Source organism: Shimia sp. R9_2, from assembly GCF_017743735.1.
Lineage (GTDB): Bacteria > Pseudomonadota > Alphaproteobacteria > Rhodobacterales > Rhodobacteraceae > Shimia.
Genome location: NZ_JAGHRO010000002.1, coordinates 301,612 through 319,975, shown reverse-complemented (window position 1 = coordinate 319,975; position 18,364 = coordinate 301,612). Strand labels below are relative to the sequence as shown.

Genomic DNA, 18,364 nt, shown 5'->3' with positions numbered 1-18,364 from the left:
GCATCGGCGCAGCGGGTAGCCCTTGAGACGATGACGATGCCTTACGATCAACAGGACGAGATGCCGGATGACGCTTTGTTGGTGTTATATGCCAACGGAGACAGCCCTGCGGCGCGCAGTCTGACGCTGCGGTTGACGCCGCGGGCGTTTGCGCAGGCGTTTCGCATGCTGGGGGATCGGGCCGAGGCCGAAGATGTGGCGCAGGAGGCGATGATCCGCCTTTTCAAACAAGCGCCGGATTGGCGCCAAGGCGAGGCCAAGGTGACCACATGGCTGTATCGTGTGGTGGCCAATCTCTGCACCGACCGGCTGCGCAAGACGCGGGGCGTGGCGCTGGACGCTGTGCCGGAGCCGGAAGATGACGCCAAATCGGCGGCGCAGCAGATGCAGGATCAGGCGCGCAATGACGCTTTGCAAGCCGCGCTCAACGGCCTGCCGGAGCGGCAGCGACTGGCGGTGGTGTTGCGTCACATAGAAGGGTTGGGCAATCCTGAGATTGCCGAGATCATGGAGATCAGCGTAGAGGCGGTGGAAAGCCTGACCTCGCGCGGAAAACGGGCGCTGGCACAGGCACTGGCCGGTCAGCGCGAAGCACTGGGGTATACAGATGGCTGATAAGTTTGATGACAAGATGTTTGACGACGACATGCTTGAGGATCTGTTTGCCTCCGCCAAGAGCGATGCGCGGGCAGAGCCGTCGCCTGACCTGATGGCGCGGGTGCTGGAGAGTGCCCAGGCCGTTCAGGCAGACCAGCAGGCGGCACAGCAAGCCACACAGGGCGCCTCGCAAAGCCCGCTACGCGAAGAGGGCGGCTGGTGGCGGGCGCTCTTGCAGGCGCTGGGCGGATGGCCCTCGCTCAGCGGGGTGGCCGTTGCGGGGCTGGCCGGGGTGTGGATTGGTGTTTCGTCAGGCACGGCTCTGATGCAGAACACTTTGGGCCTCGATCTCTATGGGGAAGTTGCGCAAACTTACCTTTCTGATCTGGATGTGAGCTACGCCCTGAACCTGGGCGTGGAGGAAGAATGATGACACAAGACACTGGTGCAAACGGCGCAACCGATGGGCCGCCGCCAAAGGGCAAAAAGCGCCGCGCGTTGCGAGTGCTGTTGATCGGGTCCGTGACCCTAAATGTGCTGATCATCGGGTTGGTCGGTGGCGCGATCTTCAGTTTCAAGCGTCACGACGGCCCCCCAGTGGCCGGGGACCGGTTCACCGCGCCCTTTGTGCGGGCGATGAGCTTTGAGGACAAACGCGCCGTTGGTCGGGAGATCCGCCGCAGCTACCGGTCTGCCTCTGTGGATCGGCACGCTGATCAGGCGCGCTATCTTGAGGCGCTGAGCTTGCTGCGTCAGAGCCCGTTTGATGGCGAAGCGCTTAAGGCAACCGTGGTGGCGCTGGATGAAGCGGGGGTGAACCGGCGGACGCTCGCGCGGGAGAGCTTTCTGAAGCGGATCAGCGAAATGAGTGATGCGGAGCGCGCCGCGTATGCCGATCGTCTGGAAGAAGAGCTGAAACATGGTCGCAAAGGCAAACACGGCGATGGCCACAAGGACGGCAAGCATAAAAACTGACCTTGTGGGGCAGGCGGCTCAGGTCTGAGAGAGGCGAGCTGGCCTGACTTTAGGGGGATGCCTGAGGGCAGAGAGGCGCTTTGTTTTTGAAGCGCTTTTTGTTGGCGTAGGCGGCTGTGTCAGGCTGCGGAGCAGGACAGGGTGACCTTATCCCGACCTTCGGCTTTCGCGCCGTAAAGTGCCTGATCTGCGCGGTCCAGCAGGGCAGAGGCAATGCCGTCATGGGCGGCAAGGCGCAGGTGCTGTGTGGATTTGCAGTCAGGAGACTTGGCCTTGATCAGGTCGCTGCCCATGGCCACGCCAATGCTGACGGTCACGGGGATCTGAATGTCGCGGCCGCGCAGGTAGACAGGCTCGCTGCGCACCACATCGCAGAGGCGCTGGGCGACCTGCTCGGCGGCGGTCACATCCTCAACCGGCACCACAATCATGAACTCTTCGCCCCCCATGCGGGCAATCAGATCCGCCTGAGACAGGCAGCGGCGCATCCGGCGGGCGATCTCGGCCAGAACAATGTCGCCAGCGGCGTGGCCATAACGGTCGTTGACCTCTTTGAAGTGGTCCAGATCGGCCAGCATCACGGCAAAATCGCCGCGCTGGCTGTGGGCACGCTGCGCCAGTTTGGTGAGATGCGGCATCGCATAGCGGCGGTTGAACAGACCGGTGAGCGGATCGGTGACCGCAGCGGTGAGGCCATCCTCAACGCGTTTGCGCAGCCGGTCGGTCAGGCGCTTGCGGGCAATCATCGCATCGAGCCGCAGGGCGGCCTCTTCGGCATCAAAACCGTCGATCAGCACATCGTTGGCGCCCAGATCAAGCGCGTTGATGCGGGCGGTGTCGTCCTCGGCATCCAGCACCACAAGCACAGCGGCCTGACGGGTGGTGGCGCGGGCGCGCACCTCTGCCAGAAGGCGCAGGGACTCATCAGGCGTTGCGGTGCGCAGGGAGATCACGATGGCGTCCGGCGCGGCAAACTGTGACATGTCCTGCGCGATCTGGGAGATCTGTTGCTGACGCAGGCCGTAGGGCACGCAGGCTTGCAGTTGCGCATTCCACAGCAGCCCTTCGGCGGCGTTCCAGGAGGCGATCAGCACTTGTGCCGGACCTTCAAAGCCTGACATCTGCTCCGCGAGGCCAGGGATCTGGCCAGCTTGTTCGCGCAGGCGCAACTCTTCATAGGAACTGCGGGCGCGGATGATGCTGCGGATGCGCGCCAGAAGCGCATCGGTGCTGACAGACATGTCAAAAGCGTCGTCGGCGCCGGCGCGCAGGGCGTCGATCCGATCCGTGCGGGTGCCTTCGGTGTTGGCGATCAACACAGGCAGATGGGCAAAAGCCGGGTTCTCTTTAACGAGTTTGCAAAGTTTCAGTGCGCTCATGTCCACAAGGTCACCGCCCAGAACCAGCAGGTCCGGTGTTTCTGCGTGGAGCAGATCCAAAGCTTCCCCTGCGCTGGCGGCCTGCTCAACACGAGCAAAAACACCAGTCAGTTTGACTTTCAACAAGATGCGGTTCGCCGAGATACTGTCGACGATCAAGACATGAGCTGCCATAAGAAAACCTGAAAACTGTGAAAAACGGGACCTGTTCATTTTGGCTTATCATTGGTTAACAAACTCTTTCGAAAGTGGGAGCAAATGAGAGTTTCTCAAGAAGTGGCGGAAACCGTTGCTATTAAGGCTTTAGGCTGGTTGGTGACCCAAGATGAAGTGGTCGGAGTCTTCATGGGGGCTACTGGTGCCTCGGTTAACGACCTGCGCGAGCGGGCAGGTGATTCTGATTTCCTGGGGTCTGTGCTGGAGTTCTTAACGATGGACGACGCCTGGGTGGTCTCATTTTGTGATGCCAATGATCTCCCCTATGACGTGCCGCTGATGGCAGCGAATCTTCTTTTGGGTGAGTCGCGGGCCCACTGGACCTAAATAAAGGACGCCTCTTGCGCGCGGGGGCCGCACCGGTGCAGGGTGCGCGGGTGAGGCGCTTGGCGCGGGGCTAAGGAATAAAGGCGATAGGATGCGGGTAGACGGGCTTCTGTTTGATAAAGACGGCACGCTTTTTGATTTTGGGGCGACGTGGAACGGATGGGCGGCGCGGATGATCACGCGCTTTGCTGATGGGGATACGGCGCTGGCGGCGCAGATTGCGGGCGCGTTGCAGTTTGACCTGAGCGCGGAGGCCTTTCTGCCGGAGAGCTTTGTGATTGCGGGCACCAACCGCGAGGCGGCTGAGGCGGTGGCCAGCGTGGTGCCGGGCGGCGATGTGGACGCGATTGAGCACACGTTGATGCTTGAGGCGGCAGAGGCTTCGCTTGCACCGGCGGTGCCGCTTGGGCCGTTGATGGACGGGTTTATCGCGCAGGGTCTCAAGCTTGGCGTGATGACCAATGACACGGAATTTGCTGCGCGGGCGCATCTGCAGGAAGCCGGGGTTGTGGATCGTTTCAACTTCATCGCCGGGTTTGACAGCGGCTTTGGCGCGAAACCTGATCCGGACCCGCTGCTGGCCTTTGCCCGGCATGTGGCGCTTGATCCGGCGCGGGTGGCGATGGTTGGCGACAGCAGCCATGATCTGTTGGCAGGCCGGCGGGCAGGCATGCAGACCGTGGCCGTGCTGACCGGCGTGGCAGAAGAGGCGGAGCTGGCCCCGCTGGCGGATGTGGTGCTGCCCAACATTGGCCATTTGCCGGAGTGGCTGAGCGCCTGATCTGACCGGCAGATAGCACCATTTGAGAAAGTAAAAAGACCCCGCACCAAGAGGTGGCGGGGTTTTCTTTTGCGCTGCGCTCGGTCCCCAAGGCGCAAGCGGAGTTCAAAAGCGACAGGTTTTGTCGAAAAAGCGCAGGAATCTCGGGCGCGTCAGCGTTTCCTGAAAAGGACGCGGAGAAGGAGAGCGCCATGTCTGAAGCAGAAGAGACATCCCGCAGAGGCAAACGCAGCGGCGGACGGGCCGCGCGGCGTGGGCGTTCGGTTGGCCTTGAGCAGATGCCATGGCGCTTGCCGGTCAACACGGATCGGCCAACGGAGCCTTTGTCAGAGGACGGGGTGGCGCGCCTTCATGACGGGGCGATGCGGATCCTTGAGGAAATCGGCATTCAGTTCTTCAACGGCGAAGCGCTCCAGATCCTGAAAGCTGCAGGCTGTCGCGTGGTGGAGGACCGCGTGTTCATGGAGCGCAGCTTTGTCATGGAGATGGTGGCCAAAGCGCCGAGCAGCTGGACCCTGACCCCGCGCAATCCGGACCGGCAATTGGTGATGGGGGAAGGGCACATCCTGTTTGGCAATGTGTCGAGCCCGCCAAACTACTGGGATCTGGAGCTGGGCCGCAAAGTGCCGGGCACGCGGGCGCAATGCGCGGACCTGCTGCGGCTGACGCAGTTTTTCAACTGTATCCATTTCTCCGGCGGCTATCCGGTAGAGCCGCAGGACATTCATGCTTCGGTGCGCCATCTGGATGTGCTGTTTGACACGCTGACCCTGACCGATAAGGCGGTGCACACTTATTCGCTGGGGGCTGAGCGGGTGGAAGATGCCATGGAGATGGTGCGGATTGCCGCCGGATTGAGCCATGAGGCCTTTGAAGCGCGGCCCCATATCTTCACCAACATCAATTCCACCTCGCCGCTGAAACATGATGAGCCGATGATGGATGGCTGGATGCGGCTGGCGCGGCGCAATCAGGCGCTGGTGGTCACACCGTTCACGCTGGCGGGTGCGATGGCGCCGGTCACCATGGCGGGCGCGGTCGCGCAATCGCTGGCGGAGGCGTTGAGCGCGGTGGCACTGGCGCAGTATATCCGCCCCGGTGTGGCCTGCGCGATTGGCACCTTTACCTCAAATGTGGACATGAAATCCGGTGCGCCCGCCTTTGGCACGCCAGAATATATGCGCGCCACCCAGATGACCGGTCAGATGGCGCGGTTTTATGGTCTGCCGATGCGCGCCAGCGGCGTCTGCGCGGCCAATGTGCCGGACGGGCAGGCCATGTGGGAGACCTCCAACAGCCTGTGGAGTGCTGTGCAGTCGGGCACCAATATGGTCTATCACGCCGCCGGATGGCTGGAGGGCGGGCTGATCGCCAGCCCTGAGAAGTTCATCATGGATTGCGAAGTGGTGCAGATGATCCAGCGCTATCTGGAGCCGGATATCTGGGCCACGGGAGAGGCGGAGGTTGCGCTGGAGGCGATCCGCGAGGTGGGCTCTGACGGGCATTTCTTCGGGATCGATCACACGCAGGAGCGCTACACCACCGCGTTTTATCAGCCCTTTGCCTCGGACTGGCGCAACTTTGAAGCCTTTCAGGCGGCGGGCGGCACATGGACCGCGGAGCGCGCGCATCACATCTTCAAGGACGTGCTGAGCCAATATGAAGAGCCCCCCATGGACGCCGCGATCCGCGAGGAATTGGCCGAACTTGTAGAACGGCGCAAAGCCGAAGGCGGCGCGCCCACAGATTTCTGAGGCGTGGCACACAGTAGGGTTGCGGCGGGGCGGCGGCAGGCCGCCTCACTTCAAGGTAGGCTTATCAAGACGTTGTTTTTTATCGTCAACCCGATATAGAGAGTCCGCAAGTTTGGTTGGAGGTAGGCCATGCACAAGCGGGAAGGCTACGCGGCCGCAGGGCGTGCGGAAATGGCTGGTGTGGGCGGTTTGGCTGGATTGGCCATCTGGGCGCTGATTGAAAAAGCGCATGAGATTGTCAGCCATCCACTGGCTTATCTTACCCTAACGGGATTTGTTTCCGGCTTTTTTGCTGTTCTGATGGGGCTGAGCGGCCCGCATCGCATTGTCCGTGCAGCTTTGCCTGCGCTTGGTCTGTCTGCGCTGGCGGCGGCCCTGCTGACATGGTCGGGGCTGCGCTTTGACACGCTGGACGCTTTTGGCGCAGCGCAGCATCCGATCATTGCCTGGGCGCTGTTTCTGCTGATTGGCACGCCCTTTGCCGCAGCGACGCTGCGGGATCGTCATAGCCTGCGGGATTATGGCCATCTGTTTGATGTGAGCTGGGGCATCCTTGTGCGCTACTCTGCGGCCTGGCTGTTTGTAGCGCTGATCTGGGCGGTGATCTTCTTGAGCAATGCGCTGTTGGAGATTGTGGGTCTCACCATCATTGAGGATCTCCTGGACATTGAGGGCGCGGCCTTTGTGATCTCCGGCGCGGCGCTGGGCGTTGGTCTCTCTGTGGTGCATGAGCTGCGCGACTATATCTCGCCCTTTCTGGTGATGCGTCTGCTGCGCCTTCTGGTGCCGGTGGTGCTGGTGGTGGTGCTTGTTTTTGTGGGCGCCGCCTTGATGCAGGCGCCGGGCGATCTGTTTGGCAATTTGAGCCGCGCGACGACCTTGCTTGCGGTGGCGCTGGCCATGATCACGCTGATCAGCGTGGCGCTCGACCGCAGCGATGTGGATGCGGTGCAAACCCCGTTGATGCGCGCGGCGACCTCGGCATTGGCATTGTTGTTGCCGGTTTTGACCGGGCTGGCGGGCTACGCGCTGTGGTTGCGCGTGGCGCAATACGGCTGGACACCGGCGCGGCTGGCGGCGGCCTGTACGGTGATGGTGGTGGGGCTGCATGCGGTGAGCTATGCGGTGGCGGTGGTGCTGCGCGGCGCGTGGATGGCGCGTATCCGCCAGGCCAATATCACCATCGCGGTGGGCATGCTGTTGCTGCTGGCACTCTGGCAGACGCCGGTGCTGAATGTGGAGCGCATTTCGACCCAGTCTCAGCTGGCGCGTATCGTTGCAGAGAAAGTGACGCCGCAGGATGCCGCGCTTTGGGAGATGCAGGCGGAATGGGGTCATGCAGGGCAGGCCGGATTGGCCGCTTTGAGCGCCGATTTTGCCGCCGGAAAACCCGAATGGCAGGCCGCGGTTGAGGCGGCACAATCGGCGGAGAGCCCTTGGGAATATGCGCAGGGCTTTCATGGCAATGCGCGAGTTGCACCTGCAGAAAGATTTGCCGCCAATCTGACGGTGCTGCCGCCGGAAGCGGTGGTGGAGGCGCGAGATATGAGCAATATTGCGCTCTATCGTTTGGAAGATTGGGCGGATATTTGCGAAAGCGCGCCGGATCCCGGATGCGTTTTGCTGTTTGGTGATTTTCACCCTACACACGCTGGGCGTGTGGGGATCCTATTTTTGCCAGTGGCGGCACGCAAAGTTGACGTATTTAGCGTGTATGAGGTCGGCAGGTCGCTCGCTGTGGGAGAAAAAATCGCCAGATCAGAAAGTGATCGGGTGACCCTCAGACAACTGAGGGATATAATGGACGGAAAGTTTGAGGTGGCTCCGAGCAGTCGTCAATCGCTGTGGATCGGTGATATGGAGCTTACACCAGAGTTTTAGTTTTGGGCGCGTTGGGGAAATCTTAACACCGCTCTGATTTTATGGGTCTTGGTAAGAAAGGTGAATGCATGCACGGCTTGATCAACAGAGCGATACAGTGCTTTGTCCGCGACAGCTATGGTCAGCCGCGGTGGGTTGAGGTGTGCCGACTTGCCGATGTGGACACCACCGATTTCGAAGCCATGCTGCACTACGAAGACAGCGTGACCGAAGACCTGATCAAAGCCGCGTCAGAGGTTATTGGTGCGCCGCTTGAAACGGTGCTTGAGGACATTGGCACCTATCTTGTGACACATCCGAATGTTGAAGCGCTCAGGCGATTGTTACGCTTTGGCGGCGTGGATTTTGTGGATTTCCTGCACTCGCTGGACGATTTGCCGGAACGCGCGAGATTGGCGGTGGATGACCTTATTCTGCCGAGTATGGAGCTTCGCGAGCATTCATCGGAATGCTATAGCCTGACCTGTCGACACCCCCAGCTGGGGTTTGGCCATGTGATGATTGGCATTTTGCGCACCATGGCGGATGACTATGGCGCGCTGGTGTTTCTGGAGCACAAGGGCGCGGAGCAGGATGCTGAGGTGGTTGATATCACACTGGTTGTGAATGCCTTTGCCAGTGGGCGTGAGTTTGAGTTGGGGGCGCGTGCCCAGTGAGCGAATTGGACCAGATCTGTGAGATGACGCAAATGCTGGACGTGATGTGTCCGATGCATGTGCAGCTCGACAAAGAGGGGCGCATCACCCATGCGGGCCCCACGCTGACCAAGATTTTCCCCGATCAGGCGCTGATCGGCGCGGGCTTCTTTGACGTTTTTGAACTGAACCGCCCACATGCCATCACCTCCATGTCGCGCCTGATGGCGTCGGCGGGCAAGAAACTGCACCTCAAGAAACGCTCTGATCCGCCCACCGGATTAAAAGGCGTGCTGATGCACGACGGCAAAGGGGGGGCGGTTGTGAACCTGAGCTTTGGGATTTCGATCCTGGATGCGGTGCGCGACTATGATCTGAATGCGGCGGATTTTGCGGCCACCGATCTGACGATTGAGATGCTCTATCTGGTGGAGGCCAAATCCGCCGCCATGGAGGCCAGCCGCAAGCTCAACCAGCGCCTGCAGGGCGCCAAGGTTGCCGCTGAGGAGCAGGCCTACACCGATACGCTGACCGGGCTGAAAAACCGCCGTGCGCTGGATCTGATCCTGCCGCGTCTGGTGGAGGCGCGTAAGCCCTTTGGCCTGCTGCATGTGGATCTGGACTTCTTCAAAGAGGTCAATGACACCAAGGGCCACGCGGCAGGTGATGTGGTGCTGCAGCATGTGGCGCGGGTGCTTGTGGAAAGCAGCCGGGATGCGGATGTGGTTGCCCGTGTGGGCGGCGATGAATTTGTGCTGGTGATCAAGGGCAACACCGATGAGGAGGTGCTGGGCCGGATTTCTGAGCGGATCATCAAAGAGGTCGAGGCACCGGTGCCTTATAAGGACGCGGTGTGCGAGGTCTCTGCGAGCGTGGGGATTTCGATCTACACCGGCACGGCGGACACCAGCGTTGAAGAGCTGATGGATGATGCGGATACGGCGCTTTATGCCTCCAAGCACGATGGGCGCGCGACCTTCACGCTTTATCGGCCGGAGCTGCGTGAAAACGGCCCGCTGGCGGTGGGGTCCTGAACTGCGCGCCTGAGCAGCGCCGATATGTCGAGATGACGGCCCTGCGTGTTGCGGGGCTTTTTCTTTTTAGTGCGCAGCTTTAGAGTGCGTAAAGATAAGGTTGCCAAAGCGTTAAGCGGAAGAGTTCACCCTCATTTTCTTGCTGAAAGAGGTGCTATAGCTGGGCGATGCGGTTGCGGCTTTCGGTGGCGATGTAATCGACGAACAGGCGCACTTTCGGATCTTGCAGCTTGCGGTGCGGATAGAGGCAACCAAAAGATGCAGGTAGCGGCGGGGTGTCAGGCAACACCTCAACGAGCGCGCCGCTGGCCAGATCGGCGGAGACGTCAAAGCGCGGTTTGTTGGCAATCCCGGCCCCTTCAAGCGCCCATTGGGTGAGCACATCCCCGTCATCCGCGTCAAACCGACCTTTGGCCTCTATTTTCTGCGGGCCTGCCTCGGTTTGCAGGGTCCAGAAATATTCCGGCGACCGCGGGAAGCGCAGCAAGAGGCAGTTGTGATTGGCGAGAAGATCTTCGGGGGTTTGCGGGGTTCCGGCGCGGGCGAGATAGTCCGGAGAGGCCACAAGCACGCGCTCACAATCGGCGATTTTGCGCAGCTTAAGATTGCTGTCTTTCAGCTCGCCAAGGACAAAGGCCACATCCAGACCGTCCTCAAACATGTCCACCGTGCGATCAGACAGGCGCAGGCGCACGTCCACATGCGGGTGCTGCTCGGTGAAGGCAGGGATAAGCGGCGCGATGATGCGGCGACCCACGCCCAAGGGCGCGGTGACCCGGATGGTGCCACGCGGATTGTCGGAGAACCCGGCCACCACGGCTTCGGCTTCTTCCAATGTGGTGATCACTTTGCGGGCATGTTCATAAAACACCTTGCCGACCTCGGTGGGCGAGAGGTTGCGGGTGGTGCGGTTGAACAAACGCACGCCCAAACGGGTCTCCAGCTCCTTCACCCGGTTTGAGGCCACGGCCGGGGTCAGCCGCAGATCCCGCCCACCAGAGGTGATCGAGCCCAGCTCCACAACACGCACAAAGACTCTCAGGCTTTCAAGATACGGCATTTCTCGCTCCATATGTGGCTGAGGGACAGTTTACTGCCGGAATGGTGGGCGATTTTCAATAAATCATTGAAATAGATTTTCTAAAACCCTCGTTTCATTGAAGACGAAAGAGCAGATAGAGTAGCTTGTGGCCACCTAAGTGCCGACTCCCAGCAAGAGGTCAGGATGCAGCACCGCAGCGAAATACGCTTTTTACTCAACGGCCGTGAGGTCTCTCTTTCCGATGTGGGAGCGGACGACACGCTTCTGGACTTTCTGCGGATTGATCAACGCCTTACGGGCAGCAAAGAAGGCTGTGCGGAGGGCGATTGTGGCGCCTGCACCGTGATGGTCGGGCGGCTGACACCGCAGGGGCTGCATTATGAGACAGTGAATGCCTGCATTCGCTTTCTGGCGACACTGGATGGCTGTCATGTGGTGACAATCGAATATCTCGGCGGTCCTAATGGACGTTTGTCGCCGGTTCAGCAGGCCATGGTGGAGCACCATGGCAGCCAGTGTGGCTTCTGCACACCGGGGATTGTGATGTCGCTTTACGCGCTGTGGATGGCCCAAGCGCACCCAACAGTGAAGCAGGTGGAAACCGCGCTGCAGGGCAATCTGTGCCGCTGCACCGGCTATGCGCCGATCATTCGCGCTGCGCAGGCGGTGACAGAATATGGCACGGCCTCTGCGGAGCATCTGGCAACCGAGCGCGAGGCGGTGGCCGCAAAATTGAGCGCGTTGAAAGACGGCGCACGGGTGGAAGTGACCAAAGGCGAGAGCCGCGCCATCCTGCCTGCGGATGTGGATGATCTGGCCGCGGTTCTAGAAGCCGAGCCAGAGGCGACCATTGTGGCAGGCTCCACTGATGTGGGGCTTTGGGTGACCAAGTTTCTGAAACGCATTTCGCCTGCGGTTTTCATCGGCCAGCTTGACGGGCTGAAAAAAATTGCGGTGACGGAGAATGCGGTGACATTTGGCGCCGGTGTGACCTACACCGAGGCGCAGGATGTGATTGCGCAGCATTATCCGCATCTGGTGGATTACTGGGATCGCATCGCCGGCTGGCAGGTGCGCAATATGGGCACGATTGGCGGCAATATCGCCAATGGCAGCCCGATTGGGGACACGCCGCCGGTGCTGATTGCGCTTGGCGCGTCGATCACCCTGCGCAAGGGCGATGTACGGCGGGTGCTGCCGTTGGAAGAATTCTTCATCGCCTATGGCAAACAGGACCGCGCCGCTGGTGAGTTTGTGGAGAGCATCACCATTCCGCGCCTGTCAGCAGAGAATGTTGGGACGCATCATGCGGCCTATAAGATTTCCAAGCGACGCGAGGAAGACATCTCCTCTGTGGCGGTTGGGATGAATGTTGCCGTTGAAAATGGTATCATCACCCAAGCGGTGCTGGCCTTTGGCGGCATGGCGGCCACGCCCAAACGGGCGGCGGCGTCAGAGGCGGCTTTGGTTGGCCAGCCCTGGAGCGAGGCCAGCCTTATGGCGGCGGCAGCGAAACTGCCTGAGGATTTCCAACCGCTCAGCGATATGCGCGCAACAGCGGATTACCGGATGAAAGTGGCCCAGAACCTGTTCCGCCGGTTCTGGCTGGAACAGCAGGGCGAAGATGCCCGTCTGGCGAGCGCGTGAGGAGAGAATGATGAAACAGAATGTCTCTATCCGTGGTTCGGCGCACACCGACCTTATTCATGACAGCGCGATCAAACATGTCTCCGGCGGGGCGGATTACTGTGATGACATCGCCGAGCCCGTGGGCACGTTGCACGCCTATTTTGGCACGGCAAAAGTGGCCCATGCAAAGATCGTGTCGATGGATCTGAGCGCGGTGCGCGCGGCCCCCGGTGTGGTGGATGTGCTGACCGCTGAGGATGTGCCCGGCGTGAATGATGTGAGCCCCACGGGGCGGCATGATGAGCCGCTCTTTGCCACGGAGAAGGTGGAATTCTGGGGGCAGGTGCTCTTTGCCGTGGTGGCCGAAAGCCGCGACATTGCCCGCCGCGCGGTGGAGCTGGCGCAGATCGAGTATGCGCCGCTGGATCACGTGATTGAAGCGGATGAGGCGGTGGTCAAGGGCTATCCGCATGTGACTGATCCGATGACCTTGCAGCGCGGGGATGTGGCTGAGGGGCAGGCCAATGCGGCCCATCGCATCGCCGGGCAGATGCGCATTGGCGGGCAGGATCACATGTATCTGGAGGGGCACATTGCCTTTGCCATGCCGGGCGAAGATGACGATGTGATTGTGCATTCCTCCACCCAGCACCCCAGTGAGGCGCAGCATATGGTGGCCCATGTTCTGGGCGTGCCCAACAATGCGGTGGTGGTGAATGTGCGGCGCATGGGCGGCGGGTTTGGTGGCAAGGAAAGCCAGATGAACCAGTTTGCCGCCGTGGCGGCGCTGGCCGCAAAGAAGTGGAACCGTGCGGTGAAAATCCGGCCTGACCGCGATCAGGATATGGAGAGCACCGGCAAGCGCCATGATTTTGTGGTCGACTATGATGTGGCCTTTGATGATGCGGGCCGGATCGAGGCGGTGGACAATGTCTTTGCCGCGCGCTGTGGCTGGACCTCTGATCTCTCTGGTCCGGTGACCGACCGCGCGCTGTTTCACGCCGACAACGCCTATTTCTATCCGCATGTGAAACTGCAAAGCCGCCCGATGAAGACCAACACCGTCTCCAATACCGCGTTTCGCGGCTTTGGCGGGCCGCAGGGAGTTGTCGCGGCAGAACGGATGATCGAAGAGATTGCCTATAAGCTTGGCAAAGACCCGCTGGAGGTGCGCAAGGCAAACTTCTACGGCACCACGGATCGCAATGTGACGCCTTATCACCAGACGGTGGAGGACAATGTCATGCCGCGTCTGGTGGAAGAGCTGGAGCAGAGTTCCGACTATCAGGCGCGTCGCGCAGCGGTGCTGGCCCATAACGCCAGGGGTGGGATCATCCGCAAAGGGATCTCGCTGACGCCGGTGAAATTCGGGATCAGCTTTACCGCCACCTGGTACAATCAGGCCGGTGCGCTGGTGCATATCTACAATGACGGCTCGATCATGCTGAACCATGGCGGCACAGAGATGGGTCAAGGGCTGAACACCAAGATTGCGCAGGTGGTGGCTGAGGCGTTTCAGGTGGATATTGATCACATCAAGATCACCAAAACCACCACCGAGAAAGTACCCAACACCTCCGCCACGGCGGCAAGTTCCGGCACCGATCTGAACGGTATGGCGGCGCTGAACGCTTGTGATCAGATCAAGGAGCGGCTGATCCGCTGGGCCTGTGATCACTTCGGTGTGGATGCACTGCTTGTGAAGTTTGCGCCCAATGAGGTGCATGTGGGCGATCAGGTGTTCACCTTTGGGGAGTTCATCAAGCAGGCCTATATGGCGCGGGTGCAGCTTTGGGCGGCGGGGTTTTACAAAACGCCGAAGATCCATTGGGACCGCGAGAAGGGGCAGGGGCGTCCGTTCTATTACTATGCTTACGGCGCGGCGGTGGCCGAGGTTTCGGTGGATACGCTGACCGGCGAGTACACGGTGGATCGTGCCGATGTGCTGCATGATGTGGGCAAGTCGCTGAACCCCGTTCTGGACAAAGGGCAGGTTGAGGGCGCCTTTGTGCAGGGTATGGGCTGGCTCACCACCGAGGAGCTTTGGTGGGACCAGAAAGGCCAGCTGAAGACCCATGCGCCAAGCACCTATAAGATCCCGCTGGCCGGGGACATTCCGCGCGAATTCAACGTCAATCTGGCGGATTGGTCTGAAAACCGCGAGCTGACCATCAAACGCTCCAAAGCGGTGGGCGAGCCGCCGTTTATGCTGCCGATCTGTGTGTTTGAGGCCTTGGGCATGGCGGTGGCCTCGGTCGCGGACTACGCCGAATGCCCGCGTTTGGATGCGCCGGCAACGCCCGAGCGTGTGCTGATGGCGGTGGAGCGGATGCGCGGTTGAAAGCGGCTGACCTTATAGCGTTTCTGGACCGCGAACCCGCGGTGATGCGGGTGGAGATCACCCGCGTGCGGGGCAGTTCGCCCCGCGAAGAAGGCGCTGTGATGTTTGTCGCACCCCACGCCATGACAGGCACCATTGGGGGCGGGCAGCTTGAGTATATGGCGCTGGATGAGGCGCGCAAACTGCTGCGCCTTGGCACGGAGGCCGGTCACATGGATGTGCCGCTGGGGCCGGAGATCGGCCAGTGCTGCGGCGGGCGTGTGGAGCTGACATTGACAAGGATGGACGCGGCTGCGCGGGAAGAGGCAGTGGCGGAAGTCACACGCTCTGAGGCGGCGCTGCCCCATGTCTATGTCTTTGGCGCGGGCCATGTCGGGCGTGCCTTGGCGGATCAGTTTCAGCATCTACCCGTGCGCTGCGTGCTGGTGGACAGCCGCGCAGAGGAGCTTGACATGGCAGGCGCTTCTGTTGAAAAGCGCCTGACCGCATTGCCGGAAGCCGAGGTGCGCAGCGCGCCTCAAGGTAGTGCGTTCATCGTCCTGACGCATGATCACGCTTTGGATTTTCTGCTGACATCTGAAGCGCTTGCAAAAGGAAACGCATGTTGGGTGGGGATGATCGGGTCCGCCACCAAACGTGCAAAATTTGAGAGTTTTGCCCGCACGCACTGTGAGGGGCAAAGCACGGAAACACTGAATTGCCCCATCGGGATGGTCCCGGGGGTGCGCGGTAGCCGCGACAAGCGGCCGTCCGTGATTGCAGCCCTCGTTGTGGCAGATGTGATCGCGGCATTGACCTCTGAACCTGCCGCAGAACCGGTTGTCTCACCCACCATGTGAGGCGGCCTTAGAGAGGTCAAAGAATGGTGCAAAAACTGTTGCGCGGACGCGTGTTGAACTTTGTGGCAGAGCCGCAGTGGCCCGAAGATGTGGCGAGCTTTCAATATCTTGAGGATGGCGCGATCCTGATTTCGGATGGCCGGATCATCGCCATGGGCGCGCACGCCGATGTGGTGGCCAAGGCGCAGGGTGCGGAGGTGGTGGATCACCGTCCGCATCTGCTGATGCCGGGGTTCATTGATATGCATCTGCATTTCCCGCAGGTGCAGGTAATTGCCAGCTGGGGCTCACAGCTGCTGGATTGGCTGAACAACTACACATTCCCCGCCGAGTTGGGCTTTGCGGATGCCAACTATGCTGCGCGGATGGCGGCGGCGTTTTGTGATCAGCTGACCGGTCATGGCACCACAACCGCGATGGCGTTTTGTTCCGTGCATGAAACCTCTGCTGAGGCTTTCTTTGCCGAGGCCGCACGGCGCGACATGTGCATGATCGGCGGCAAAACCATGATGGACCGCAATGCGCCAGAGGGCCTGATGGACAGCGCGCAGGAGGGCTATGACGCGACCAAGCGGCTGATTGCCAAATGGCATGGTCAGGGCCGCGCGCGCTATGCCATCACGCCACGGTTTGCGATCACCTCGACCCCTGAACAGCTGGAAATGTCTGGCGCGCTGGTGGCGGAGCATCCGGACTGTTTTGTGCAGACGCATCTGAGCGAAAACAAAGCTGAGATCGCCTTCACAAAGGAGCTCTATCCGGAGGCGCGGGACTATCTGGATGTCTATCAGCGGGCCGGTTTGGTGACCGATAAGCTGTTTCTGGGCCATGCGATCCATCTGGAGCCGCGCGAGATCGATGCGCTGGCAGAGACCGGGGCGCATCCGGTGTTTTGCCCAACCTCCAACCTGTTTCTCGGCTCCGGCCTGTTTGATCAGGCAGGGCTGAAGGCGCGGGGCATTCAGAGCGGGATCGCCACTGATATTGGCGCGGGCACAAGCTACTCGATGCTGCAGACGTTGAATGAGGGCTACAAGGTGCTGCAACTTCAGGGGCAGGCGCTGCATCCTTATCAGGCGTTTCACTGGATCACGCGCGGCAATGCGCAGACGCTTGGCATGGCGGATGAGATTGGCACGCTTGAGGTGGGCAGTGCGGCGGATGTTGTGGTGCTCGATGCGCGTGCGACCTCTGCCATGGCGCTGCGGATGGAGGCTGCCGAAACGCTCGCTGAGGAGCTGTTTGTTCTGATGATGATGGGCGATGACCGCGCGGTGGCACAGACCTATGTGGCCGGTGCGGCGCAGAAGGCTCAAGGTTTGGCTGCGTGATAGGTGAAGGCCATGACGGCCATCTGGTGCAGGGCATCTTCAGGCAAGCTTGACGCAAGCGGGAGATGCACGGCGCGGGTGCCGTCATAGGTGAAGCGCGCGGCATACATATGACGCCAGCTTTCCACCAGAGTGGTCTGACAATGCACAAGAAAAGCGCAATGGTCCGGGGTTTTCTCGGACCATGACAGGCGCACGGGGGTGCCCAGTTTGCGGGGCGGGGCAAAGCTGGGCTGCCCCCATTTCAGGCTTTCGCTGAGCGGGATGTTTGCCGCCTGTGCCGCGCCATGAAGCAGCGCGCGCACCGCTGACAGCTGAGTGCGTGGGGCTTCGGGGAGCGTGGCGAAATAGGCGTCGACAGACATGCTCAGGGTGTGACCACGATATTGCCGGTGTGCTCTTTGGCGATGAAGGCAGATTGCGCCGCCTTAAGCTCTGAGAGCGGGTACGTGGCGGCAAGCGCTGGCTTGATTTCGCCAGCCTCAATATAGCGGATCAGGTTGGGCATGACCTCCAGATCGATCACGGTGGAGCCGGTGAAAGTGAGGTCGCGCAGGTAAAGCGTGCGCAGGTCCAGATCCACCATCGGCCCGGCAATGGCACCGGAGCAGGTGTAGCGCCCGCCGCGATCCAGAATGTCGATGAGCTTGGGCCAGTCGGGGCCGCCCACAACGTCTGCGACCACGGTGATTTTCTCAGCCCCCAAAGCGGCGCGCAGGTTCTCTGGCGCGCGGGGCAGGATACGGTCGGGGCCAAGTTCGGCTACAGCGGCGTGTTTGGCTTCGCTGGCCATGGCAATCACCCGCGCGCCGCGCCGCTTGGCCAGTTGGATCAATGCGCCGCCGACGCCGCCGGATGCGCCGGGCACAAGAATCGTGTCAGTGGCCGTGACCTGCGCGCGGGTCAACATGCCTTCGGCGGTGGAGTAGGAGCAGGAAAAGGTGGCAAGCTCGGCATCTGAGAGGTCCGAAACCACTTTGAGCGCATTACGCGCGGGCAGGACGCAGTATTCTGCAAACCCGCCATCAATCTCGGAGCCCACATAGCCGGTTTTGGTTTTGTCGGTGAGATCCTCCGGGTCGCGCACCCAGCAGTCGGTGATGATGCGCTCGCCAATGCGGTCAGTGTCGACACCATTGCCCACAGCCACCACTTCGCCGCAGATGTCTGCGCCTTGGATGCGGGGGAAGGCGAGCGGTTTGCCGCCCCAGCTGGGGTCTTCGCCGTCAGGTGTTTCCTCGATGGCACCTGACGTCGCGCCGGTGACCGCCTTGGAGTACCAGCCTGCGCGGGTGTTCACATCGGTGTTGTTCATGCCGCAGGCCCGCACACGCACAAGCACTTCGCCAGCGCCCGGCTGTGGCACGGGCCAGTTGGTGCGCCATTCATATTTGTCCATGTCTCCATGGCCGGTTAGGATCATGGCGGACATTGTGGCGGGCAGGGTCATGGCGTGTCCTTTGCGTTATGGGACCTTGATCGAACCATGGGCCTGCCCGCCGTGCAATGGATTTTCAGCAGCGGGGGCTCGGAAATCGCGCACAGGAGAAATCTTTAAGTTTGAAATTTCAAGCTTGAAGTAAATTCCGACTCACCCTAGCCT

At 60.8% G+C, this 18,364-nt stretch carries 17 protein-coding genes; 13 read left to right on the top strand and 4 right to left on the bottom strand.

The genetic code is table 11. The annotated features are described in order from the left end of the window. The first annotated feature begins 30 nt into the window (after positions 1 to 30). The 3 genes from J7400_RS06130 to J7400_RS06120 are packed head-to-tail and all read left to right on the top strand — an operon-like array spanning position 31 to position 1,572. On the top strand, positions 31 to 615 hold the full coding sequence (locus J7400_RS06130; RefSeq protein WP_209060844.1) for an RNA polymerase sigma factor: 585 nt from the start codon (positions 31 to 33) through the stop codon (positions 613 to 615). After that, positions 608 to 1,027 (top strand): hypothetical protein, encoded by a 420-nt coding sequence (locus tag J7400_RS06125; RefSeq protein WP_209060843.1) that lies wholly within the window; start codon positions 608 to 610, stop codon positions 1,025 to 1,027. Before J7400_RS06130 ends, J7400_RS06125 begins: the two co-directional genes overlap by 8 nt. Continuing rightward, positions 1,027 to 1,572, top strand: a complete 546-nt coding sequence (locus J7400_RS06120) for a periplasmic heavy metal sensor (protein ID WP_209060842.1) — start codon at positions 1,027 to 1,029, stop codon at positions 1,570 to 1,572. Before J7400_RS06125 ends, J7400_RS06120 begins: the two co-directional genes overlap by 1 nt. A gap of 119 nt (positions 1,573 to 1,691) precedes the next feature. Here J7400_RS06120 and J7400_RS06115 read toward each other — a convergent pair whose 3' ends face one another. After that, positions 1,692 to 3,125, bottom strand: coding sequence for a diguanylate cyclase (locus J7400_RS06115; RefSeq protein WP_209060841.1), 1,434 nt, complete (start codon positions 3,123 to 3,125; stop codon positions 1,692 to 1,694). Between the two features lie 84 nt (positions 3,126 to 3,209). Here J7400_RS06115 and J7400_RS06110 point away from each other — a divergent pair, with 84 nt between their 5' ends. The 6 genes from J7400_RS06110 (at position 3,210) to J7400_RS06085 (ending at position 9,579) form a co-directional block, all read left to right on the top strand. Then, a complete protein-coding gene (locus J7400_RS06110) occupies positions 3,210 to 3,494 on the top strand; it encodes a DUF3572 domain-containing protein (protein ID WP_209060839.1) in 285 nt (94 codons plus the stop codon). Between the two features lie 91 nt (positions 3,495 to 3,585). Next, a complete protein-coding gene (locus J7400_RS06105) occupies positions 3,586 to 4,275 on the top strand; it encodes an HAD family hydrolase (protein WP_209060837.1) in 690 nt (229 codons plus the stop codon). A gap of 191 nt (positions 4,276 to 4,466) precedes the next feature. Further along, positions 4,467 to 6,029 carry a trimethylamine methyltransferase family protein gene (locus J7400_RS06100; protein ID WP_209060835.1) on the top strand — a complete coding sequence of 521 codons (1,563 nt, stop codon included), beginning with the start codon at positions 4,467 to 4,469 and terminating at the stop codon, positions 6,027 to 6,029. Positions 6,030 to 6,158: 129 nt separating this feature from the next. After that, a complete protein-coding gene (locus tag J7400_RS06095) occupies positions 6,159 to 7,910 on the top strand; it encodes a DUF4153 domain-containing protein (RefSeq protein WP_209060833.1) in 1,752 nt (583 codons plus the stop codon). A gap of 68 nt (positions 7,911 to 7,978) precedes the next feature. Next, on the top strand, positions 7,979 to 8,566 hold the full coding sequence (locus J7400_RS06090) for a heme NO-binding domain-containing protein (RefSeq protein WP_209060831.1): 588 nt from the start codon (positions 7,979 to 7,981) through the stop codon (positions 8,564 to 8,566). After that, the gene (locus tag J7400_RS06085; RefSeq protein ID WP_348540122.1) at positions 8,563 to 9,579 is read left to right on the top strand and encodes a diguanylate cyclase; all 1,017 of its coding nucleotides are present in this window, start codon (positions 8,563 to 8,565) and stop codon (positions 9,577 to 9,579) included. Before J7400_RS06090 ends, J7400_RS06085 begins: the two co-directional genes overlap by 4 nt. 154 nt (positions 9,580 to 9,733) lie before the next feature. Here the strand turns inward: J7400_RS06085 and J7400_RS06080 are convergent, their stop codons facing one another. Beyond that, complete coding sequence (locus J7400_RS06080; protein ID WP_209060829.1) at positions 9,734 to 10,639, bottom strand: LysR family transcriptional regulator; 906 nt, start codon at positions 10,637 to 10,639, stop codon at positions 9,734 to 9,736. A gap of 165 nt (positions 10,640 to 10,804) precedes the next feature. On the opposite strand from J7400_RS06080, the gene xdhA reads away from it, so the two are divergent. The 4 genes from xdhA to guaD are packed head-to-tail and all read left to right on the top strand — an operon-like array spanning position 10,805 to position 16,761. After that, positions 10,805 to 12,268: a xanthine dehydrogenase small subunit gene (gene xdhA / locus J7400_RS06075; RefSeq protein WP_209060827.1), complete on the top strand. Its 1,464-nt coding sequence runs from the start codon at positions 10,805 to 10,807 to the stop codon at positions 12,266 to 12,268. Positions 12,269 to 12,278: 10 nt separating this feature from the next. After that, entirely contained in the window at positions 12,279 to 14,591 is a 2,313-nt protein-coding gene (xdhB, locus tag J7400_RS06070; protein ID WP_209060824.1) for a xanthine dehydrogenase molybdopterin binding subunit, read from the top strand. After that, on the top strand, positions 14,588 to 15,430 hold the full coding sequence (gene xdhC / locus J7400_RS06065) for a xanthine dehydrogenase accessory protein XdhC (RefSeq protein WP_247738645.1): 843 nt from the start codon (positions 14,588 to 14,590) through the stop codon (positions 15,428 to 15,430). The genes xdhB and xdhC overlap by 4 nt, the downstream gene beginning before the upstream one ends. 23 nt (positions 15,431 to 15,453) lie before the next feature. Further along, positions 15,454 to 16,761: a guanine deaminase gene (guaD, locus tag J7400_RS06060; protein ID WP_209060820.1), complete on the top strand. Its 1,308-nt coding sequence runs from the start codon at positions 15,454 to 15,456 to the stop codon at positions 16,759 to 16,761. Here the strand turns inward: guaD and J7400_RS06055 are convergent. After that, positions 16,743 to 17,126, bottom strand: a complete 384-nt coding sequence (locus tag J7400_RS06055; protein ID WP_209060815.1) for a DUF1801 domain-containing protein — start codon at positions 17,124 to 17,126, stop codon at positions 16,743 to 16,745. The two genes, guaD and J7400_RS06055, sit on opposite strands and share 19 nt — an antisense overlap. 2 nt (positions 17,127 to 17,128) lie before the next feature. Continuing rightward, on the bottom strand, positions 17,129 to 18,211 hold the full coding sequence (locus tag J7400_RS06050) for an alcohol dehydrogenase family protein (RefSeq protein ID WP_247738644.1): 1,083 nt from the start codon (positions 18,209 to 18,211) through the stop codon (positions 17,129 to 17,131). Between the last annotated feature and the right edge of the window lie 153 nt (positions 18,212 to 18,364).